At 60.7% G+C, this 20,921-nt stretch carries 15 protein-coding genes; 7 read left to right on the forward strand and 8 right to left on the reverse strand.

Annotated elements, in window-relative coordinates; all coding sequences use genetic code 11:
* The first annotated feature begins 466 nt into the window (after window positions 1-466).
* Window positions 467-1,126, forward strand: a complete 660-nt coding sequence (locus tag ACTHUY_RS04390; protein ID WP_441677812.1) for a hypothetical protein — start codon at window positions 467-469, stop codon at window positions 1,124-1,126.
* Window positions 1,123-1,416, forward strand: coding sequence for a hypothetical protein (locus ACTHUY_RS04395; RefSeq protein WP_126704289.1), 294 nt, complete (start codon window positions 1,123-1,125; stop codon window positions 1,414-1,416). Before ACTHUY_RS04390 ends, ACTHUY_RS04395 begins: the two co-directional genes overlap by 4 nt.
* Before the next feature lie 177 nt (window positions 1,417-1,593).
* Here ACTHUY_RS04395 and hrpA read toward each other — a convergent pair whose 3' ends face one another.
* Window positions 1,594-5,385 carry an ATP-dependent RNA helicase HrpA gene (hrpA, locus tag ACTHUY_RS04400; protein WP_441677814.1) on the reverse strand — a complete coding sequence of 1,264 codons (3,792 nt, stop codon included), beginning with the start codon at window positions 5,383-5,385 and terminating at the stop codon, window positions 1,594-1,596.
* A gap of 40 nt (window positions 5,386-5,425) precedes the next feature.
* Here hrpA and ACTHUY_RS04405 point away from each other — a divergent pair, with 40 nt between their 5' ends.
* Window positions 5,426-6,436: an endonuclease/exonuclease/phosphatase family protein gene (locus ACTHUY_RS04405; RefSeq protein ID WP_441653993.1), complete on the forward strand. Its 1,011-nt coding sequence runs from the start codon at window positions 5,426-5,428 to the stop codon at window positions 6,434-6,436.
* 172 nt (window positions 6,437-6,608) lie between these two features.
* On the opposite strand, the gene ACTHUY_RS04410 is transcribed toward ACTHUY_RS04405, so the two are convergent.
* Complete coding sequence (locus ACTHUY_RS04410) at window positions 6,609-7,217, reverse strand: hypothetical protein (protein WP_441653992.1); 609 nt, start codon at window positions 7,215-7,217, stop codon at window positions 6,609-6,611.
* Between the two features lie 222 nt (window positions 7,218-7,439).
* On the opposite strand from ACTHUY_RS04410, the gene ACTHUY_RS04415 reads away from it, so the two are divergent.
* Together ACTHUY_RS04415 and ACTHUY_RS04420 are read left to right on the forward strand one after the other, a co-directional pair.
* Entirely contained in the window at window positions 7,440-8,522 is a 1,083-nt protein-coding gene (locus ACTHUY_RS04415; protein ID WP_441677816.1) for a VIT1/CCC1 transporter family protein, read from the forward strand.
* Window positions 8,523-8,553: 31 nt separating this feature from the next.
* Window positions 8,554-9,516 (forward strand): ADP-ribosylglycohydrolase family protein, encoded by a 963-nt coding sequence (locus tag ACTHUY_RS04420; protein ID WP_126704284.1) that lies wholly within the window; start codon window positions 8,554-8,556, stop codon window positions 9,514-9,516.
* A 306-nt stretch (window positions 9,517-9,822) separates the two neighbouring features.
* Here ACTHUY_RS04420 and ACTHUY_RS04425 read toward each other — a convergent pair whose 3' ends face one another.
* The gene (locus ACTHUY_RS04425) at window positions 9,823-10,944 is read right to left on the reverse strand and encodes an App1 family protein (RefSeq protein ID WP_126704283.1); all 1,122 of its coding nucleotides are present in this window, start codon (window positions 10,942-10,944) and stop codon (window positions 9,823-9,825) included.
* 341 nt (window positions 10,945-11,285) lie between these two features.
* Between ACTHUY_RS04425 and ACTHUY_RS04430 the strand changes: the two genes are divergently transcribed.
* Window positions 11,286-12,062, forward strand: a complete 777-nt coding sequence (locus ACTHUY_RS04430; protein ID WP_441653990.1) for a CPBP family intramembrane glutamic endopeptidase — start codon at window positions 11,286-11,288, stop codon at window positions 12,060-12,062.
* Window positions 12,063-12,168: 106 nt separating this feature from the next.
* On the opposite strand, the gene pgm is transcribed toward ACTHUY_RS04430, so the two are convergent.
* From pgm to ACTHUY_RS04455, 5 genes are all read right to left on the reverse strand, one after another.
* The gene (pgm, locus tag ACTHUY_RS04435) at window positions 12,169-13,821 is read right to left on the reverse strand and encodes a phosphoglucomutase (alpha-D-glucose-1,6-bisphosphate-dependent) (protein ID WP_441677818.1); all 1,653 of its coding nucleotides are present in this window, start codon (window positions 13,819-13,821) and stop codon (window positions 12,169-12,171) included.
* A 162-nt stretch (window positions 13,822-13,983) separates the two neighbouring features.
* Window positions 13,984-15,453, reverse strand: a complete 1,470-nt coding sequence (locus tag ACTHUY_RS04440) for a DUF2079 domain-containing protein (protein WP_441677820.1) — start codon at window positions 15,451-15,453, stop codon at window positions 13,984-13,986.
* Complete coding sequence (locus ACTHUY_RS04445; protein ID WP_441653987.1) at window positions 15,450-18,041, reverse strand: lysylphosphatidylglycerol synthase transmembrane domain-containing protein; 2,592 nt, start codon at window positions 18,039-18,041, stop codon at window positions 15,450-15,452. The genes ACTHUY_RS04440 and ACTHUY_RS04445 overlap by 4 nt, the downstream gene beginning before the upstream one ends.
* Window positions 18,042-18,053: 12 nt before the next feature.
* Window positions 18,054-18,299 (reverse strand): hypothetical protein, encoded by a 246-nt coding sequence (locus tag ACTHUY_RS04450; protein ID WP_441653986.1) that lies wholly within the window; start codon window positions 18,297-18,299, stop codon window positions 18,054-18,056.
* Window positions 18,296-19,696, reverse strand: a complete 1,401-nt coding sequence (locus tag ACTHUY_RS04455) for a hypothetical protein (RefSeq protein ID WP_126704279.1) — start codon at window positions 19,694-19,696, stop codon at window positions 18,296-18,298. The genes ACTHUY_RS04450 and ACTHUY_RS04455 overlap by 4 nt, the downstream gene beginning before the upstream one ends.
* Window positions 19,697-19,749: 53 nt before the next feature.
* On the opposite strand from ACTHUY_RS04455, the gene ACTHUY_RS04460 reads away from it, so the two are divergent.
* Window positions 19,750-20,682: a Ppx/GppA phosphatase family protein gene (locus ACTHUY_RS04460; protein WP_441677822.1), complete on the forward strand. Its 933-nt coding sequence runs from the start codon at window positions 19,750-19,752 to the stop codon at window positions 20,680-20,682.
* Window positions 20,683-20,921: the final 239 nt, after the last annotated feature.

Consider the following 20,921-nt stretch of genomic DNA (forward strand, 5'->3'; position numbering starts at 1 on the left):
AGACTCATTCTCGTTCCTCACCGATAGTCCGCAGGAAGAAAACCGGAACCACAACCAGCAAAATCCTCACGAACAGCAGACACCGGGCCAGCAGCGGGGCACGAATCAACAGCAGGAGCGGAGCCCGGCCCACAGCCAAGACTGCCGCCGGCAATGGCCGCTGGCCCCGGCTTCCGGGACGCCTGGCTCGGGAACGGTGGGGGATTCCGTCCGCGGGTTTGTGGCCGGTCCCGGCTGGCAAGGTCCGCCCGGCTCCGCCAATAACGATTCTCCCGGCCGTTCCCAGCAGCCTGGTCACCAACAGCCTGGACCCCGGCAGGGGACCCGACTAGGAGCCGGAGGGAACCGGCCCCTAGGCCAGGCTGCTGGTGGCGGGCGTATGCCCGGATATTCGCAACAGGGAGTAGCACAGTCAGGTAACGCGGCCCCGCAACGGGCTCAGAGGCCGGCCGTTAACGAGTCGCAGATGCCCGGCAGCAACCAGGCGCAACGTCCTGCCGGTCGCCAGCCGCAGTCGGGCGCACAGACAGGGGAGGAGAACACTTACGGGCACTATCGGGACTGCGGCATCTTGCCCTGGTGGGCATGGTCCGCGATCGGTGCCACGGTTATCGCCTGCGGTGCGCTCGTATTTATTGCCGCGAGCCCCTCGAGCCTTGATCCGACCAGCTCCGAGGGATTCGACCCGGCGTTCCACGACAAGTATGAGGGCATGGCAGTTCTTGGCCCGGGCGCCGAATTCTCAGAAACGGTTGATGATGTGCCGTGGGATGTCTCGATCGCTGAAGTCAATTGGCACGCAACCGAGCAGGTCGCGTCCGAGACGAGTATGTCCTCCCCGGCTAACGGGATGCGATACGTCGGTGTCAGGATTGATGCTGGCACGAACTACTTGAATTCCACCCCCGTTGAAGAGGCTTTCCTGTTCTACTACATCACCCCGGCAGGGCAGGAATACACCGAGCACTACTGCGGATGGGGATGCTTGGAAAGCGCCTCGACGTCTGCGACCGAATTTGATGGGTGGGTGTACTTTGAGGTTCCCGCGGAAATCCCCGAAGGGGGTTACCTCCGGGTCAACCTGCTGTATTCCGGCGAGAACGATACCCTCATGGAGATGCAGTGAAGCTTCCAGATATCCCGCAGTACGAAGAGCCCACGACACCGCCGGAAAACTTCCGGCCCCGGTCGGTAGCCCCGGTCGAACTTGGCCCGATCCGTGAAGAACAGGTTAGCCACCCCGAGCGGCCCATGGACCGCTACCTAGAGGACCTGTACGGAGACCGTAAGCCCGTCATAGAAGCGGAACCCGTCGATGAGGTCCACGTCCAAAAGTTCCCGCTCATCATGTGGGGATGGGCGGTGTGGACGCTGGCTTTTGCCCTCCTTGCTATCTTCCTCATCCTCTTCCTTTAAGACCTGACCGGGCTGAAACCAGAGTCGGCCAATTCCCCCGCCGATTGAACAAGTCCGCACGCTCCTCGGCGGTTCCCCGCCACCCTGAGCATCGCGAGAGAAACTGGAAAGTGCTGAACTCCCGGGGATCTGGCAGTTCCTTGGTGTTACCAAGCAACCGGAGAACTGTTGAACTGGCTATGACAGAAGCTTGGCGATTCTCTGCAGGGAGACCTTGACCGAGGTGCCGAGCTTTTGGGCCCAGAGCGAGACGCGGAGTTCCTCGATAAGCCAGCGAGCCTTTTCCGCGGCGGCTTCGGCTTCAAGAGAATCCGGCTTGAACTTCTCAAGCATCTCTTCGGCCTGCGCTACCTGCTCTGCCTTCGCGTCATCCTGGTCGAGGCTTGATTCGAGCCGGACCGCCGCAGCACTGAGGAAGCGGGGGAGGTGGGCGAGCCACTCCGAAGGCGTCTTCTTCAGGAAACCGTCGTAGACGAGTGCGTCTGCCTGGTCCTTCACTTCGGCTGCCACCCCAAGCATCGATGAGGGGGCGCGGTCGATGGCGACAAGCAGTTCCCGCCACGAGCCAAGAATGCGGCCCGTAATCTCGGCGAGACGATACACCTCGTCCTCAACTCGGTTCCGAATCTTCTCCGCGACAGCATCGAGCTCTTCCTGTTTCCTGATCTTGACGACCGGCCCAGCAAGGTTCCGTACCGCCGCCCACTGGAGGTCTGCGACAAGCGATTCTGTTGTCGCATAGGGAGACCCCGCCATCGTCAGCGACAGGGTTGGTGACCACCGGGAGGTGATTCGTGCAGTGGGAAGGGAGAGCTTCTCCGTGAGCTTGGCGAGCACGCCCAGGCGGTGCTCGCGGGCCTGCTCCCGTGGAGTATCGAGCACTTCAACGCGCACGTTCCCGCCACGGTCAACGAGGGCGGGATAACCCTTGGCTCCGCCCGCCTCGACGGAGGCGGGGAGGCCGTCCTCACCGAACCCGTCATTCGGTAGCGTGGGCTGGATTGCTTGGGCCACAGCCTTCTTTACGGCTGAGGAAACGGCTTGCTTCGTGTCGGGCTTCAGTTGCTTTTGCAGGTGGGTGATAGATGGGCCGGAGGCAAGAACCTTCTTCTTGTCGGACACCACCTTGAAAGTGACAGAGAGGTGTTCCGGTAGCTCTCCCCACTCGTCGATCTCCACGCCGCGCAAATGCAACACAGCGGCAGCGAATGCTTCCCGGTAGGTGGGTACATCCGCCTGGCCTGCGGATACGTCCTCCCACGCTGGGAGGACCTCGAGGACCGCCCTGGCAACATCGGGGGCGGGAACAAGCTCCCGGCGGAGCCGTTTTGGCAGGGACCTGATTGTGGCCTCGGTGAGCTCTTTCAGCATGCCGGGGACGAGCCAGTCGAAACCGTCGTCGGTGAGCTGAGGGAGGATCGTCACGGGAACCGTGATTGTCATTCCGTCCGACCGTCCACCCGGGTTGAACCGGTACTCGATGGGAAGCTCAATGCCGCGCTGCACCCAGGTGTCCGGGTAATCATTCTCGGAAGCCTCCTCCTCACCGAGGAGAAGAGAACGCGGATAGACAAGATCGACGCGGCTCTTGTTCTTCTTGTACCAGGCATTGAAATGAGCGGCGGAAACGATGTCTTTCGGGACCCGTTCGTCAAAGAACTGTTCAAGTTCCCGTTCGTCCGCCACCAGACCGTGCACGCGGCGGCGCCGCTCGACCTCCCGAGCTTCCTCAATCGCGGCCTTATTTTTCTTGATGAATGGATGCCAATTGTCGCGCCACTGATTCTCCACGAGAGCGTGACGGATAAACATGTCGCGAGCCAGCTCGTGCGCTTCCATTGTTCCGACCTTGGACAGGAGAACCTGCCGGTCTGCAAACAGCGTCATGCCGTACAGCATGACCTTCTCGTGGACCATGGCGGCGCCAAGCTTGGTTGACCAGAACGGTTCGGAATGAACGCGGTTCATGACGTGGGAGGCCAGCGGCTCCACCCATTCCGGTTCAATCTGGGCAACCGTTCGAGCGAAGAGCCGGGATGTTTCCACGAGCTCCGCCGCCATCACCCACGACGGGTGCCGCTTGGCGAGGCCGGAGCCCGGCCAAATAATAAACCGTGAACCACGGGAGCCCTCGTAGTCCCGCTTCCTCTCATCCCACGAACCAAGCGAAGACAGGAGGCCAACAAGGAGGGACTTGTGGATCTCGTCGGACTTCGACCTGTCGAAGGCGCGGACAGCCGTTGCCACGTCGCCTGCTTCGCCAATGAGCTTCCGGGACGGAATACCAATGCGGTTTGCCCCAAGGGAGCGACCTACCTGACGTAGCTGGGTGACGACGTCACGCCACTCCCGGTAACGCAGGTAATTCAGGTATTCGGCCCGGCACAGCCGGCGGAAAGCCGACCCGGACAGGTCGCGTTGCTGAACATTCAGGTAGCGCCACACGTTGAGGTAGGCGATAAAGTCCGAGCGCGGGTCGGTAAACCTGGTGTGGTAGGCATCAGCCTCGGTGCGCTTCTCCGAGGGGCGCTCGCGAACATCCTGGACGGAGAGTGCCGCAACGATGACGAGAACCTCGGAGATCACGCCGTTGCGCTGGGCTTCCAGCAGCATTCGTCCCAGCCGCGGGTCGATGGGGAGCCGGGCCAGCTTCGACCCAATTTGGGTGAGTTTCCCGCCCCTGATGGCACCGATCTCGTCAAGCAGTTGGAGCCCTGCCCGCACCGCTGTCATCTGCGGCGGGTCAACGAATGGAAACTCGGCAACCTCACCAAGCCCCAGCGATGCCATCTGCAAAATAACCGAGGCAAGCGAGGTGCGTTGGATCTCTGGTTCGGTGAACTCGTCCCGTTGCTCGTAGTCCTCCTCGGTGTAGAGGCGGATCGCAATGCCGTCGGCGACGCGACCACATCGACCAGACCGTTGATTGGCGCTCGCCTGCGAGACCTTCTCGATCGGCAGGCGCTGTACCTTCGTCTTGTTCGAATAGCGGGATATTCGTGCCGTCCCCGGGTCAATGACGTAGCGGATCCCGGGGACCGTCAGCGAGGTCTCGGCAATGTTGGTGGACAGGATGATCCTCGTCCACCCGTGGTCCTGGAAGATCCGGTGCTGCTCGGCGGCACTCAGCCGGGCATAGAGGGGAAGTACTTCAACTGAACCTGGCTTGCCCTCGCCGGGCGCCGCATAGTTCCTTAGAGCGTCCTGGAGGGCCTTGTCAGCATCCCTGATCTCGCCCTCGCCGGACAGGAACACGAGAATGTCTCCCGGGCCTTCAGCCATGAGTTCCTGCACGCCGTCGACGATTCCGGTGACCTGGTCACCATCCTCCGGTTCGCGGTAGCGGAGCTCAACGGGATAGGTACGGCCGGAGACCGAGATGATCGGCGCGGCTTCTTCCGGTGTTGCCTGGAGGGGGCCGAAGTGCTCGGCGAACCGCTCCGAGTCGATCGTCGCGGACGTAATGATGAGCTTCAGGTCGGGCCGCTGCGGTAGTAACTGGGCGAGGTATCCGAGGAGGAAGTCGATATTGAGGGAACGCTCGTGCGCCTCGTCAATGATGATCGTGTCGTACCGGGATAGAAGCGGATCGCCCTGAATTTCGGCAAGGAGGATGCCGTCGGTCATGAGCTTCACAAGAGTCGTGTCGGAGACCTGGTCGGTAAACCGCACCTGGTAACCGATCTGTTGGCCGAGGTCCACTCCCATTTCCACGCACAGTCGTTCGGCAACGGAGCGGGCGGCGATCCGGCGGGGCTGGGTGTGCCCAATCATTCCGTTGATCCCTCGACCGAGTTCGAGACAGATTTTTGGTAACTGTGTTGTTTTTCCCGATCCGGTCTCGCCCGCCACGATCACGACCTGGTGATTCGCTATTGCTTCCGCGATTTCGTCCCGGCGGGCCGAGACGGGCAGGTCGGGATACGTAATCGTGGGAACGGCGGCGCGCCGTAATTCAGGGGTACTCATATCAGCATCGTCACCTATTATCGGCTCTGAAGGAGAATGGATGAAATACGTATATTCAATACTGGTTGTCCTCATCCTCGCATTAGCGGTGGCTACTCTTGGTCCCAGCCTGATCTCGGCGGGCGATCACAGCCTTGCGCTAACCTACCCGGTTAGCCAGATGATCGCCATGCGAGGGGTGGTGGCACTGGTTCTCGGTGTCCTCGCCATCGTCATACTCATCATCGCAGTTATTCGCTTCGTGATGCTTCGCAGGGGCCTGTTCCTTGCGATCCTCGGAGTTGGTCTCATTGCGGTTGCTGGCGGGCACTATCTCATCCTTAACGACCGGGGTCTGGACACCCCGTCGGCCCTTCCTCCCGACTACGGGGTTACCCACGTTTCCCAGGGCAACGGGGATGTCACAGTCCTCTCCTACAACACGCTCGGTAGCGAAACGAGCATGTCGGACCTCGAACCACTCGTCGTCGACAACGGCGTTGATATTGTTGTTCTCTCAGAAACCTCGGAAGAGAGCGCTCAGCAACTTGCCGAGTCCCTCAGCGGCCGCGGCCTGTCCTTCGCCGTCTACTCGTCGGGGGCCGATCCCTATAACCCAGAGATTGAATCAACCTCCGTTCTTGTCGCGTCCTCGCTGGGCGAATACCGTCAGGGTCCCTCCCTTGACCTCACGTGGGGTTCGGTGAGCCTCAGAGCACTCGGGGATGGTCCCGACATTATTGCCGTACACCCGGTTGCTCCAGTGCAGGATCTTCAAGATGCGTGGCGCGAGGAGATCACCGAGGTCTACGGCATGTGTTCGTCCATGGATGATGCGATCATGGCGGGGGATTTCAACTCGACCGTTGACCACATGCATGGCACGGGAGCAAGCTGCACCTCGGCTCTCGACGGCACTATCGGCGGATATGGCACCTGGCCGACCTCGTTCACGGGGCTCCTGGGATCCCCGATCGACAACGTCTTCACGGATCTTGACCCCACGGCCACCGCAATCGTTGACGTGGGCGACTCCGACCATCGCGGTGTCCTCGTCAGGCTCGCCCGCTAAGTAACCGGGCCCGCCAGGTAAAAAATCAGGACTGCCGGCTTCGTCATCGAGTCCATCCACTCGGTTGCCGGGTGGGCCTGCCGGGTAGCCGGGGCTGCGCCCCGGTATCGAAGGTACGAGAAGCTCGGGAACGAGAAGCTCGGCGCTACGTTGTTGAGTGCCGGGAACGGCTTTAATCCCCGTCGCTGAGGATTGCCGCGAGGCGAGCGAGCGCGCCCTTCCAGAACTCCTTTGTTTCCACCACTTCCTCGCGCTTTAGCCGAGAGTGCTGGAGGGAGATCTTGCATCGGGGCCGACCCGCCTTTGTCGGTGGTGCCGCGTCGAGATAGAAGGAGACGCGGCTGCCTTCCCCACCGTCGAATCGAATTGATTGAGCGGATTGGCTCCGCTGGTTTAATTCAAGGTCAAGCCACTCCCGCCGAGAGTCCTCGTCAACAAGATAGGGCCAAACGTCTTCCACGTTGGCAGGCAGGGTCTTGGAACTACTTGCATCAAATGATCCGTCGGGGCGCTGCCCCGGCTCCCGCAGGCCCCGGGACTGCTCGTAGCCGACGGTGACTCCCTGGGCCCACCAGCCATCGACCTCATGCTTACCGCCGAGCCAGCGCGCGATCTTAGCGTGGTCCCACTCCTTTGCGCCCGCCTCGTCGAGCATCTGGTACCACTCGTCGCGGGTGCGCCCCGTGGCGTCTACCAGCGCCCTGTCGGAGACCATCGAGGACTGGGCCCGCACCGGCGTACCCGTGCCGGAACGTGCTTCTTCGCCACGATCTTCAGTCATATTTCGACACTATCCCCTGGATAGATGAAAATCATCGGAACGCTTTCCCGAACCGGAAAAACGGTTGGAAAGAGCGGAACTCGGCATCTTTTCGCGGCTTTTTGTGGGACCAATATCCTGTCAAAAGTTTCGGCTTACCGAACTGTGACTTGGTCTTGTGATTGCTCTTGCATTCTCTATCCGTAACCGTGACTTCCCAGGAATATGGCCCACAATAGTTCGGTGACGATTGGGAAGAGTGCAAGCGAGAAGCAGCTGCAACAGTGGCGCAAGAACCTTGCCGAGGAGCGAGCCGAGTACAAGATTTACAAGCGGCTCGCAGAAACACGAACCGGCGAAGAGCGGGAGATCCTCCTCGAACTAGCGGAGGCAGAGAAACGCCATGCCGAGCACTGGCGCACCCTCCTCGGTGACAACGTCGGCAAGCCGCTCCATCCCTCCTTACGGTCACTCCTTCTCGGCTTCCTCGCTCGCTGGTTCGGCTTCGTTTTTGCCCTGGCACTCATCCAGGTGTCGGAAGAGCGAGCCACGAAACGCGGCGCAACCGAGAACAACGGTGCGACGGCGGCAATGGCAGCCGATGAAGCTGTTCATGCCGAAGTTATTCGCTCGCTCGCTACCCGCGGCCGTAACTCGATGTCGGGAACGTTCCGTGCCGCTGTCTTCGGAGCCAACGATGGCCTGGTGTCTAACCTGGCACTCGTTCTCGGTGTGGCTGCCGCAAATGTCTCGAACTCGACCGTTCTCCTCACCGGCTTCTCGGGCCTGCTTGCCGGCGCCCTGTCCATGGGTGCGGGGGAATGGGTGTCGGTGCGTTCCCAGCGGGAACTCCTCGATGCCTCCATGCCGGACGAGTCATCCAATGAGCTCTTGCCGAATCTCGACGTGAACGAGAATGAACTATCCCTTGTCTACCGGGCCAGGGGAATGTCCGAGCAAGAAGCCGATGCTCGGGCGAGCCTGGCACTTGAGAAGATCCACTCCCAGGAGTCCATCAATGTGCTCCAGGTGCATCACGCCAGCCACGAAGAGATCGGTTCGCCCTGGCGTGCCGCAATCTCATCGTTCTTTTTCTTCGCAACGGGTGCGATTATCCCGATCCTGCCGTTCCTCGTAACCTCTGGAACTCTCGCGATCGTGATTGCCGCGGTCTTCGTCGGTATCGCCCTTCTCTTCACAGGCGGCGTTGTTGGCATCCTCTCGGGGAAGCCGCCGATGCCGCGTGCGCTCCGTCAGCTCGCAATCGGCTACGGAGCAGGAATCGTAACCTTTGCTCTCGGTCTGCTTTTCGGCACAACTGCTTAACAATTGCTCACGGAGTCTTTAAACTTTGATTATGGAGACTCCTGAATTAACCGATGCCGTGAGGAAGCGTGCCCGGGGGACGCTCCTTGCCTCAGCCGTGGGAGACGTGCTTGGCGTCCCCTACGAGCTCGACACCATTGCCCTTGAGGGCGATCCGCAACCTATCGGAGGCGGGCTTGGCGACTATGCGCCGGGCGAATGGTCCGATGACACGCAGATGTCGATCTGTATTGCGCAGGTGGCGGCGACCGGTGTTCGCCTCACCTCGCAAGCCGCTCAGGACGATATCGCAACAAAGTTCCTTGCCTGGTCAAAGGACGGTGCGACCGATATTGGGATCCAAACATCTCGCGTCCTGTCCGACGCTCACCGCAGGGAAGGCACAGCCTCCCAGCGCCTGAGAGCCGCTGCCGCCTACTTCTCTGCCACCTCCGATCGTGCCGCGGGCAACGGCGCTCTCATGAGAACGGCACCGATTGGCCTGGCATTCCTCTACGACCGCGATCTGACGGCCCAAGCGGCACGGGAGATCGCAGCCCTCACGCACACGGACCCTATGGTGGGCGACACGTGCGTCCTCTGGTCCGAAGCAATCCGCCACGCGGTAACAACGGGCCGCATCGATATTTACGCGGGCCTTGACCTGCTGCACCCGGACGTGCACGCTTCGATGATCGCCACACTGAAGGAGGCTGAGGAGCCGAGCTTCAAGCCCGAATCGAACTCCTTCACGATCACGGCGATGCAGTCCGCGTGGCATGCGGTTGTCATGGCGAAAGACACGGATGACCCGATCCGCAACGGTCTCTTTGAGGCAATCCGCCAGGGCTCCGACACCGACACCACAGCGGCCGTTGCTGGCGCACTCCTCGGTGCGGCCTTCGGTGAGGACATGGTTCCTGACTACGAGGTGCATGGATGGCCGGGGCTCACCGGTAAAGATCTCGCCAACCTTGGTGAGACCATCGTCGAGAAGTGCCGACCCCGGTACTAGTCCTCACATCGACCAACACGTCAGCACTGTGCCCGCCTCACGGCGGGCACAGTCGTCTTAAGGGAAGGGACAGCTCCGGCTATCCTTCCGCGGAGAACAGGTGCTCGCTCACCGGACTCTGTCCGTGGTCGAGCGATCAGGCACCGACCCGGTTCTCGACGGAAACTCTTGCGAGCGCCGCAGGGTGACTCGCACAAGTTTAGTTACCCTAGCCGGTGCACGAATAGCTCGCCGGGAAGCATATACTCCATCGAAAACACGGGCGGGCCCGACGGTACGGGGCGGGCCCGCCCGTGGGGAGGCAGCTTAGTTTTTGGGGGTCTGCGGCCTGTTGTTTTGGTCGTTGAGGGAGGAGAGTAGCTCGTAGCCATCCGCACCGTAGATGATGGGGACGCCGTGGCGTGCTTCGTCATCAACCGAACGACGATCCTCGATCGCTTCTGTCATGCCGTGCGAAAGGACCTGCTCGACCGGGTTGAGCTGGCGGATTGCAATACCGGCAATGTGGCGGGGGTGTTCGCGTGCTAGCTCGTCAAAGATCAGCGGGTCATGCTGACCGTCGTCACCAATCAAGTACCACTCGATGTCAGGGAACGTGATGATGAGGTTCCTCAGCTGGGTCTTCTTGTGTTCCTGCCCGGAACGGAAGACCGAGGTGGGAGTGGGGCCCCAATCGGTCAGCAGGAGAGGCCCCGTGGGGAACCCGTTGAGGGTAAGGAAAATGTCGAGAGTCGGCAGGGTATTCCAGGCACCCGTCGACAGGTAGAAGACGGGAGCATCGGGGGCGTCGTCGAGGAGCTCCCGATAAAACTTCGCCATCCCGGGCACCGGTTTCCGGGTGTTTGTGTGCCGCACCCACGAGTTCCAGGCCGCGAGGACCATGCGGGGAAGCCAGGTGATCATGACCGTGTCGTCAATATCTGACACCATGCCGCGGCGGGCTTCGGGACGAACAATCAAGACCTTCGCGATGATCGGCTCCGCTGCCGCAGCCTCGATTGTTACTTCGTGCCAGCCGGGCTCCAGCCCGTGGTCGAGAACAAGGACGTCAATATATCCAGAGCGGTCGGTCTTTGTTGATATGACCTTGTTGCCCGCACGGATCGTGACCGGAAGGAAACCCACCTGGGTTGTGAAGAACTGGCGCCACCCCCGCTGGGCAGTGTCGGACAGTTTCTGCGCCTGCTCGAAGGCCTCCTGGACGGTGCCAAGGACCGTGTGAGCCGAGGGTGGTAGTCGGAGTGGTTTGAATAGTGACTTACTATTCGGGTCCGCCATAACAACCCGGCCAAGAACGTGCAGGGACGTGACAGATCCGTATCCGGTGAAGCCGATGATGGAGGGCCGCCATCCCTTTTCGACACGCTTAACGGTTCCCCTGCGGTTGAAGGAGTCCTCAAGCTTCCGTGCGATGTCAGCGATGGCCATGGGCCTAGTTTACGGTCCGCCGGGCGCTGTGGGATGCAAATGAGCGCTTAGCAAAACAACATGTCTTGCCATCTCGGAACCGGGGACTTGCGCACGACGTGCGGGCGGCCCAGCGGGAGGAAACGAGGCCGAGAACGACAACCGTGCGAAGGCTTTGAGGAACGCAGTGCAACAACATATGCCGGTGGGGTGACATATGTGCAGGCCGGAGAGTTATTGGGAGAAAATGGCGGATATGTCCCCAAAACTGGTGTCCAGACTGGAAGGAGCCTGGCACACATCAGGGGAGTTTCCCCCAATTGTTGCCCGCGCCACCCCTTCCGTCGTTAGACTCCTTGGCGATGACAGTACTCACGAAGACCGAGCCGGATACCGAGCTGTCCGTTGCCGAGCCCAACGGCCTTGACGCACCCCCGTCATACAGTCATCGGAAAGAGATCATCACGGTCGTTTCCGTTATCGGGCTTCTCGCAGGTCTGAATTTTCTTGCGCACTTCACGCCGCTCTCCCTTTGGTTCTTTACGATCCCCGTCGGTGTCGGCGTCATTCTTTTGCTCGGCAGAGCCATGGGCCACACGATGGCCGATATTGGTATTTCCCGAAGCACCCTGAAGAAGGGGCTGAAGTATGGTTCTATCGCCGCCGGTATTGTCCTCCTCGGGGTTCTTATCGGAGTTCTCTTGCCAATAACGCGGGACTTCTTCCTCAACGACTCCTATTCTTCGGCACGAACTGCGCTACTTGCGGCCTTCGTCCTCATCCCCATCCAAACTGTCCTCCCGGAAGAACTGGCTTTCCGCGGGATCCTGCATAGCTCCCTCCAGAAGCTTGGCGGGATCCGGGCCGTTCTCATTGCCGGTTCGATCCTCTTTGGCCTGTGGCATGTTGCCTCGTCCCTCAACCTGACCGCCGGCAACGAAGGCCTCACTGCAATGCTTGGCACAGGAACCTTGGCCCAGTGGGTTGGTATAGGCCTCGCCGTTATTGCCACGTCCTTCGCCGGTGCCGCCTTTACCTGGCTGAGGCACAGGTCGGAGTCGGTCCTCGCTCCCATTGGACTTCACTGGGCACTCAACGCCTTCGGTGCACTCGCCGCAGCAGCGGTCTTCCAGATGTAGCGCGTTAACTCAGAAGCCGTTCAGCACGAGGCCCGCCCCACGAAGGGGCGGGCCTCAGTACTGGGTTATGTGGGGTCTGTGCCGCTAGAGACTAGGCCGCTAGAGACTAGCCGTTGAGGGCGCGGTCAACGACGTCCTTTGCGGCTTCCTGAACCTGCGCGAGGTGCTCGGGGCCCTTGAATGACTCGGCGTAGATCTTGTACACGTCCTCGGTGCCGGATGGCCGGGCGGCGAACCAGGCGTTCTCGGTTGTGACTTTGAGGCCGCCGATCGGTTCGTTGTTGCCGGGTGCGTTGACCAGCTTGTCGGTGATTGGTTCACCAGCAAGCTCCGTGGCCGTGACGTCCTCGGGGGACAGGTTGCCCAGCTTGGACTTCTGCTCTTTTGTGGCGGGAGCATCGATGCGGGCGTAGGCGGAGGGGCCGTACTTGTCGACAAGCTCCGCGTGGAGCTGTGAGGGAGTCTTACCGGTGACTGCCAGGATCTCTGCTGCCAGCAGGCAGAGGATGAGGCCATCCTTGTCGGTTGTCCAAACGGTGCCGTCGAAGCGGAGGAAGGAAGCACCTGCGGACTCCTCGCCACCGAAACCGACAGAGCCGTCCAGGAGGCCTGGAACAAAGTGCTTGAAGCCGACCGGGACCTCGAGGAGGTTCCGTCCCAGTTCGCCTGCAACACGGTCGATCAAGCTTGAGGACACGAGGGTTTTACCGATCCCGGCGTCCGCATTCCATCCCGTCCGGTTCGCGTACAGGTAGGAGATCGCGACCGCAAGGTAATGGTTCGGGTTCATGAGCCCACCATCCTTCGTCACGATTCCGTGGCGGTCAGCATCCGCGTCGTTACCGGTAGCAATGTCGTACGGCGCATTCTCGCCCATGATCTGGAGGAGGGAAGCCATGGCGTTCGGGGAGGAGCAGTCCATGCGGATCTTGCCGTCCCAGTCGAGTGTCATGAACCGCCACGTCGGATCAACCTCCGGGTTCACAACCGTCAGATCAATTCCGTAGCGTTCCGCGATTGCGGCCCAGTAGTCGACCGAGGCCCCACCCATCGGGTCAGCACCGATCTTCACGCCCGCCTTACGGATTGCTTCCATGTCGACCACGTTCTCAAGGTCATCGACATAGGCAGACAGGTAGTCGTGAGTTCCCGTTGTCCGCGCAACGCGTGCCTGCTCGTACGGCATGCGAGGGATTGAACGCCAATCCTTCATGAGCTCATTGGCGCGAGCTGCGATCTTCTTCGTCGCATCCGAGTCGGCCGGCCCGCCGTGCGGCGGGTTGTACTTGAAGCCACCGTCACGGGGCGGGTTGTGGGACGGGGTGATAACCACGCCGTCGGCTAGGCCCGGTCCCTCGACGCGCACGCCCGCTTCCGTACCCGCACCGTTGGCGCGGAGAATTGCAAGGGAGACCGCTGGGGTCGGGGTGTAGCGGTTACGAGCATCAATGCGAATCTCCACACCGGCGGCCGCGAAGACCTCAACTGCGGTCTTCTGAGCGGGCTCCGAAAGTGCGTGAGTGTCGCGACCGATGTAGAGAGCTCCGTCGTAACCGAGCTCCTGGCGATATTCGATGATCGCGGCAGTAATCGACGCGATATGGCCTTCGTTGAAGGCGCCGTCGAGCGACGAACCACGGTGCCCGGACGTTCCGAACACGACTGGCTCGACCGGCTCGCGGTCATAGTAGGCAGAAACAAGCTCATCGATATCGATGAGGTCCTCTGGAAGGGCTGGGGTACCTGCGCGTTCATTCATGATTCAATCTTGCCACTCAAATCACATTTTTGGGCGGGAAGTAGAGGAGGTGCGCCGGATACGAACATGCTGTCCAGGACCTGTGGACTCAGCATTGAGGAATCGTGGAGGAAACGTTCAGGGCAAATTTGTTGACGCAAGGAGATCGCAGTGAAGGTTGCCTTACTCCGCGGGAACGATGACTTCCCAGCGATCGTCCGAATAGATTGTGTCCCAATCCCCGCCGAAGCGTTCCTCCGCCCACGGTTCAGCTGGCTCGCCAAGCCGCCACCAGTTCACGGCAATAGCATCCGGCTCCACATCGCCCAGGGTCCCGTACCAGTACACGTTCGTGTGCGGCACCAGGTAGGCAAGGAGGGAAATGTCGGTAGCCACAATGTCGTACTGGGATGCGGCCTCGATTGCCCCGGAGGAGTCGCTAACGTAGCCCTCGTGGTCCCACAGGAGATCGATCTCGGTCTGCGGAAGCATGACCAGCGAGGTGCAAAAAGCAATGAGTGGCGCAACGGTGCGCCAGCGCTCGGTTGCAACATCGCTCAGTGAGATAGCGGCGACCGGGATGAGAACCCCGGAATAGTGGAACTCCCAGCCCCAGTAGTAGTCCACATTCCCAACGAACCGCCACGCCAACGTCGGAACCATGATGAGCACGAGAGGAGACTTGAGGCCAATAACTCCCGCGCTCAGAGCAAGGATGACAAGGATCAGGATTTTCATCCCCGCCCCGGCCATAACCTGGTCTAGCAGGGACAGGTTATCCGTATAGTCCCACTGGCCCTGCGGGTTCAGGGCGGGAAGGATGACCATGGTCGACAAGACGAACCAGACAATCCCCCACACCGCAAGGAACACGCCCGTTTTCAGGTTCCGGTCGGTGCGCTCGCGGAGATAGAAGGCGGCGCCGACAGCGGCGACGGTTAGCCCGAGATCCTCCTTGACGAACACTAGAAGGCTAATGGCAATGATTGCGGGAACTGTTCTGCCTCTGATCCACCAGACGAGCCCGAAGGCAAGAAGGGGGACCGCGAATGCGATCTCGTGGAATTGAGCCCACACAGCGTTCAGAAGCCCCCATGAGAAAACATAGGAGCCACCCAGAAGAGCGGCCGCGGGCTTCCCAAGACGTTCTTGAGCCAGCGACACCACGGGCCATGCCGAGACCGCAAAGAGTGCCGCCTGGATGATGAGGAGGGTTGAGCCCGACGGGAACAGCGCGTAGAACGGGCCGAGTAGGACTAGGATCGGGTGGAAATGGTCTCCCAGCAGGTTGTAGCCGTCGCCCTTAATGTCAACGATCGGGGCCTCGAGATTTCCGTAGGCCTTGGCAAGCTGCGTGAAGATCCCCAGATCCCAGGAGGGTGAGATCGTGTTGCTCCACATCACCCAGGACAGGGCGGTGTAGAGAACGAATGCAACAAGCGTGAATGCCGCGGGGAGAAGCGCCGGGCTGGCGAGCAACCCGCGCACAGTACCCGGGCCGGAATCGGTGGAGCCGGCTTCTCGTGAGGTGATTGCTCCGCTTGTACCGGCTGCTGCGGATGTTTCCAACTGGCCTGGGACGCCACGATCCTGCGCGGCGGCGGTAGCCGGGGGTTGCCCCCCGGGACCGGTGGGTGTCCTGTGCTCGGTCACACGAGGTCCCGGCGCTGGAGGAAGCGGAGGGCGAACCAGCCGAACGGCACCCTGCCCCAGAAGGTCAGCAGTCGATAGACAAGCGCTGTGGACAGGGCGATCGAGTAGGGGATGCCGGCAACGGCAAGGCCGCCCGTGAGGGCCGCTTCGACGGGACCGATACCACCGGGGGAGGGAACGATCGAGCCGAGCGTGTTCGAGATAAGGAACGTGAGAGCGAGCGTCATGATCGGCAGGGTATAGCCGAACGAGGCGAGCGCGAATCCAAAGGCGGCGATAAAGCCGATCGACTGGAGGGTCGAGCCGACAATGCCGAGAAGGATACGCTTCGGGCGGGTGGCCAGCCAGACAACCCGCGGCCACACCTGGTCAAAGGTTGGCTGGATCTTGGCGGCAAGCCATGCGCGGAGCGGCTTGATGAGGAGCAGGGCGACGATCACAAGGATGACGCCAACAATCGTCGCAATGAGGGAACCCGAGGGAAGGGATAGGCGCCCAATCTCGCCCGTGAGGAGAGCAACGACGATCAGCGTGATAATCGTCGTAAGCAGCTGCGCGATCTGCACGAGAGACACCGTTGCCAGTCCCAGGGTTGTTGAGACGCCCTTCTTGTTGAGGTAACGGAGGTTGAGGGCTGCGGGGCCAATACCTGCGGGAACAACAAGGGTAATGATCGAGGCGGCGACCTGGACGGTCGCGGTCTCGGCCAGCGGCAGCTTCTCCGGGGTGTACGCCTTGAGGTGGAGGGCCGCACCGAAATAGGTGAGGATCGAGCCGGCAACGAACGCAATGACAAGGTAGACGGGCTGTGCCTGCTTGAGAGCTTCCCAGACCTCACCGAAGTTAATCGAACCCAGCAGGATGTAGATCGCAAGGACCGCAATGGTAACCGTGATTGCGGTCGTGGGAGAGAAGCGACGGAATTCCACCTGAGCATTTGACTCCGCCGTTGGGGGAGCTTTCGCCGTAATCGCTTCCTGAAGCTCTGCCGTCTTCTTCTTCGACATCGTGGCGAGCGTCTGGTGGGGCATGACGGAACGCTGCATGACAGGTGCTGTGGTCATGAGCATTTCGTTGCCGAGCATCCGCTCAAACGAGGCGATGGCGCGGTCGGTGCCGACCAGTCCCGCCATCATCAGCAGTCCCTGACCGAGGTCGATCCTGCGGGAAATCTCCGACGAAGCAATGGTGCCGTCGTGCCAGTTCGTGATGATGAGCTCGCCGTTGTCGAGAAGAATCGTGCCGGCGTGAATATTGCGGTGCGCTAGACCGCTCCGGTGCGCGGTCGTCAGGACCATCCACAGCTGGTCGATGACGTCGTCGGTCAGGTCCTCTTCGGGAACCGCGTCAAGCGTGGGGGCACGGAGTAGCTTGGTGGCAATCACGACGGAGTCATCGGAGGACGCAACGCCAACCAGGTCGGGACCAACAACACCGTTGTGCTGTGCTGCGAGCGTCATGAGGGTCACCTGGTTAGCGGTGTCATGGATCGAAGCATCGGAGTGGCGGTACTGGATTCGCAGGCGGATCCGGGACCACATGGAGGAAAGCCAGGACAGGAGCTGACGGTCACCGTCGAGCACGGCCGCGTGATAGGCGAGGCCGCCGGAGTCAATGATGACGTAATTGCGGGACACCGTTTCGGAACGGGGAACCGTGAATGTCTGATAGTCCTCGTAGACCGCGATCGGGTCGACAAGGGCCTCGGGGATCACCGACTCGTTCTTCGAGTCCTCTTCGACAATCTCCATCGGGTCGAAAGCACGGTTGATGAACTCTTGGAGTTGGGCAATGCCGAAACGGTCGAGATAACCAATGGGGGAGCTGGTTGTCACCCGCAGGGCAATCAGGTCATCGATCGCAATGCTGCGGTCAACGCGGACAATCTCGGCCGCGTCGACACCTGCGCGGCGGAGCAGGCGGACAAGGTTGAGGCCGTTGGCGCGCTCGGGAACGGTGCCGAGCAGGAATAGGACAAGCTGGCCGACCATCGTGCCGAGTAGAACGATGGAAAGAGCTCCGGGCAGGGTCTGCTGACCCTGGAGAATGGAAAGGACAACGGCGATCCACAGGAGCGGCCACGTCCACCGCACGCTAACGAGGGAGCCGCGCGTTCCCGCGGCCGTGCACAGGGCAGAGATGATCGCCATGTACGGCACGAGAAGAACGATGGCCTGGCCCTCGATTGCCACCGCTAGAGTATTCGTCACCGGAGCATCCGGCAGGTATTCGCGCAGGAACCAGACGATGATGTTCGAGAGAACCGCGGCGAGTGCCATGGCCAGGATCGAACTGGATAGTGCCCGCCATCGCTTTATCCAGGTCAGTTCTATCAGAACGGCAAGCGGTGCGAAGAACGTCAGTAAACCCTCGAGGACGTTGATCGGCATGATGAACACCGTCGTCAGGAAATCGTTCGTTGCTTCGCGAACATCCGTCGTCACCGCAACCGCGGTGGATGACGCATACACGGAGAACATCAGAATAAAAACAATCCCGATGAGGGAAAGAAGCGCGCCGAAAAGATCGCTGGGTCTGCGGATCCACCGATCCTCGGCGTCGACAAGGAGGGCCGCTCTCCTGTTCATGACAGGCGCTGGCTACTTATCGACGTGGTAGGGCTCAAGCCCCTCCCGCTCGATGTCGACAATGGAGTAGGCGCCGGCCCGCTTGACGGCCTCTGTCATCTCATCATCGGATGCCTTGCCTGTCACGATAACGGTGGCACGCGAATCCGTACCAAGCGTCACCATGATCTGGTTAATCGATCCGATGTTTGACAGTTCTTCCGTCAGTTTTGCGACGTCGTCATCTCCATTGATTCCCGAGACAATTAGTTGAATCATGCCTGTTCCTCGAGTTGATTGGAGTTTGTGGCTTTGAAAAGCTTCCCATTGATCGCGTCAATCAGCCAGTCCGGAGTCTGGGGAGCGCTACGCGGGAACTCCTCGAGGTCCTTCTTCCACTCATCGACAGGAACCTGGCTCGCCCATGAGGGCTGAGCCGACTTGTTGAAGCCAAAGTTGCCGGTGCCAAGCGAATCGAAGGAGAACTTAGCGACGTAGAAGCCGCCCTCGTCCGCATCGTACGTGTTCTTCTTCAGCTGGCGGGTGTAGTGAACAACCGCGGTCGGAATCGACGCGAGGCGTTCTTTCTTGCCGTCCACCTCGTATTCGCCGAGGAACACGAAGTGATTGCCCACCACCTGCATGAACAGCGTGATTTCCGTGAACCCGTTGGGAACCGCATTGACGAGCAACTTGTAAATGTCGGGGATGATCGCACGAGTGTCGGTCAGGTCCTTATCGACCATGTCATCCGCACGTGCCGGCGAGATCTCCTCAATTTCCCACGTCTTCGGGGTGGCCTTACGGGCCTGCGCCTTGACGCCCTCGATCGGAATGGCCTTTACGAATACTGCGGGGGCATACCGGGAGTAGCCGTTCGCGCGGCAGTACGGAGCGTCGGGCAGAAGAGCCTGAACCTCGAGCAGGGTCTCACCATCGCGACGGATGGGGCGTAGCACGCGGGCGGGAACGCCGTCGACCTTCGCGATCTTCTGCGATTCGTAGATCTCCATGTCCTCCGTGTAGGCAATGCGCTTTGCCCACAGGCCCGACTCGATCTGTGCGAAGCCCTCTTCACCCTTCGGGTCCGTGGGAGCTACGAGAGTGACAGCGATGGGCTTATTATCTTCAACTTCCACGTCGCAGGGGATCTCACCCCAGGAACGCTTAATGACGGTGCCCAGGAAGTTGGAAGGAACAATCGCCTTGAATCCTTCTTCGGTCTCCCAGCCGTAGGCAATGCCGTGGTAAGCGGCCACCATGGACGGCTCCGCCTCATCGGCCGTGTACTTCCAGATCGACGACCCGGCGGTGAGACGAGCGGGCTCGACCCAGAGCAGATCCGTTTCCACGCCGGCGGCCTTGGCGCGTCCCGTCCCATCGAAGGGAATCACCTCGAAGATGCCGCCGAGGAAAGCGTCCTCATCGAGGGGGCCGACGGCCTTGCGGGACTGAACGAGAGGACCTGCCTCCAGTTCAAGGATGTAAAGCTCCCCGTCCTTACCGAAGGGACTTCCCTTGAAGCCCACCTGGAAGAGTTCGACAATGTCTTCAATCTTCGTGAGCTCGTCAAGAGCCTCCGAATCTACGGCGAGACCGGAAATATAGTCGAGTCCGCTCTTCATGAAGCCGTTCAGCTGTCCTGGCGTCAGGGGGAGAGAGTAAGTATTTGACACGATTCCTCAATCTTTTGGGTCCATAACCGAGAGTACTGCATTAGGCTGTCTACATGCGTCTTGGAGTACTCGATATCGGATCGAACACAGTCCACATGCTCGTCGTGGATGCTCACTACGGTGCCCGGCCCGCCCCTGCGGCCGACGATCGCACCGTTGTGCGCCTCATGCGGTATCTGGACGACGACAATATGGTGACGAAAGATGGTGTGATCGCTCTTCGCGAAGCCGTGAAACGAGCGATGCTCTTCGCGGAGCGCTTCGGTGCCGGTGAAGTCATTGGCATGGCGACCTCGGCTCTTCGCGAGGCCGCGAACGGCCCCGAGGTGCTCCGAGAACTCGAAGAAGTTGCGGGACTGAAGTTCCAGGTCCTCTCCGGCAAAGAAGAAGCCAATCTGACGTTTCTTGCCGCTCGACGCTGGCATGGCTGGGCCGCCGGTCGCCTCCTCGTCCTCGATATCGGTGGCGGTTCTTTCGAAGTGGCCTACGGAGTTGACGAAAACCCCGAATTCTCCGCATCCGTGCCTCTCGGTGCAGGCCGCTTGACTCGTCACTACCTCAAGCACGATCCGCCGCTCGAGGACGAAATCTCGGTCATGAAAGCGCACATCAAGGATGAGATGAAGCCGCTGGCGGAGGCGCTCAAGCAGCTCCCCACACCCGACCACGTCGTCGCCACCTCGAAAACCTTCCGCTCGCTGGCGCGGCTTGCCGGTCAGCTTGTTGCCGTAGTGGGCCCCACGGAACGCCGCCGCATGTCCCGCTCCGACCTGGAAGATTGGGTGGGTAGGCTGGCTCAGATGCCGGCGGCGGCACGTACCGCACTCCCCGGCATTACCCCCGAGCGCACCTACCAGATCGTTGCGGGTGCCGAAGTTGCCGTGCGCGCCATGAAGTCCTTCAAGGTCAGCAAGCTCGAGATCTGCCCCTGGGCGATGCGCGAGGGCGCGATCCTCAACTACTTGGAGGGGCAGCGCGACGCCTGATCAAGTCGCGAGGTATGGGTCAAGCGAACAGACATGGCTAAGCCTTTTCAATCAATTCGTCTCACCCGGTAAAAACTGACATAGCGCTAATTGCACTGACGCAGTGGCCTCAGCAACTGAGGAAGGGTTGCGAGACGTTTTTCGTCCGCAGCCCCTCCTCCACTCATGTCCGTCACATTTCAGGCTTGCCAATTTCGGTTCCCGCCTGCCTCGGTCGCAATGAGGTTTCCCTTGCTAGG

It is taken from the genome of Flaviflexus sp. (assembly GCF_052087705.1).
GTDB lineage: Bacteria > Actinomycetota > Actinomycetes > Actinomycetales > Actinomycetaceae > Flaviflexus > Flaviflexus ciconiae.

Excerpts from the sequence above, each read along its gene's own strand:
- ACTHUY_RS04390 (WP_441677812.1), top strand. The coding sequence starts at position 467 with ATGCCCGGCAGCAACCAGGCGCAACGTCCTGCCGGTCGCCAGCCGCAG.
- hrpA (WP_441677814.1), bottom strand. The coding sequence starts at position 5,385 with ATGAGTACCCCTGAATTACGGCGCGCCGCCGTTCCCACGATTACGTAT.
- ACTHUY_RS04405 (WP_441653993.1), top strand. The coding sequence starts at position 5,426 with ATGAAATACGTATATTCAATACTGGTTGTCCTCATCCTCGCATTAGCG.
- ACTHUY_RS04410 (WP_441653992.1), bottom strand. The coding sequence starts at position 7,217 with ATGACTGAAGATCGTGGCGAAGAAGCACGTTCCGGCACGGGTACGCCG.
- ACTHUY_RS04420 (WP_126704284.1), top strand. The coding sequence starts at position 8,554 with ATGGAGACTCCTGAATTAACCGATGCCGTGAGGAAGCGTGCCCGGGGG.
- ACTHUY_RS04425 (WP_126704283.1), bottom strand. The coding sequence starts at position 10,944 with ATGGCCATCGCTGACATCGCACGGAAGCTTGAGGACTCCTTCAACCGC.
- ACTHUY_RS04430 (WP_441653990.1), top strand. The coding sequence starts at position 11,286 with ATGACAGTACTCACGAAGACCGAGCCGGATACCGAGCTGTCCGTTGCC.
- pgm (WP_441677818.1), bottom strand. The coding sequence starts at position 13,821 with ATGAATGAACGCGCAGGTACCCCAGCCCTTCCAGAGGACCTCATCGAT.
- ACTHUY_RS04445 (WP_441653987.1), bottom strand. The coding sequence starts at position 18,041 with ATGAACAGGAGAGCGGCCCTCCTTGTCGACGCCGAGGATCGGTGGATC.
- ACTHUY_RS04450 (WP_441653986.1), bottom strand. The coding sequence starts at position 18,299 with ATGATTCAACTAATTGTCTCGGGAATCAATGGAGATGACGACGTCGCA.
- ACTHUY_RS04460 (WP_441677822.1), top strand. The coding sequence starts at position 19,750 with ATGCGTCTTGGAGTACTCGATATCGGATCGAACACAGTCCACATGCTC.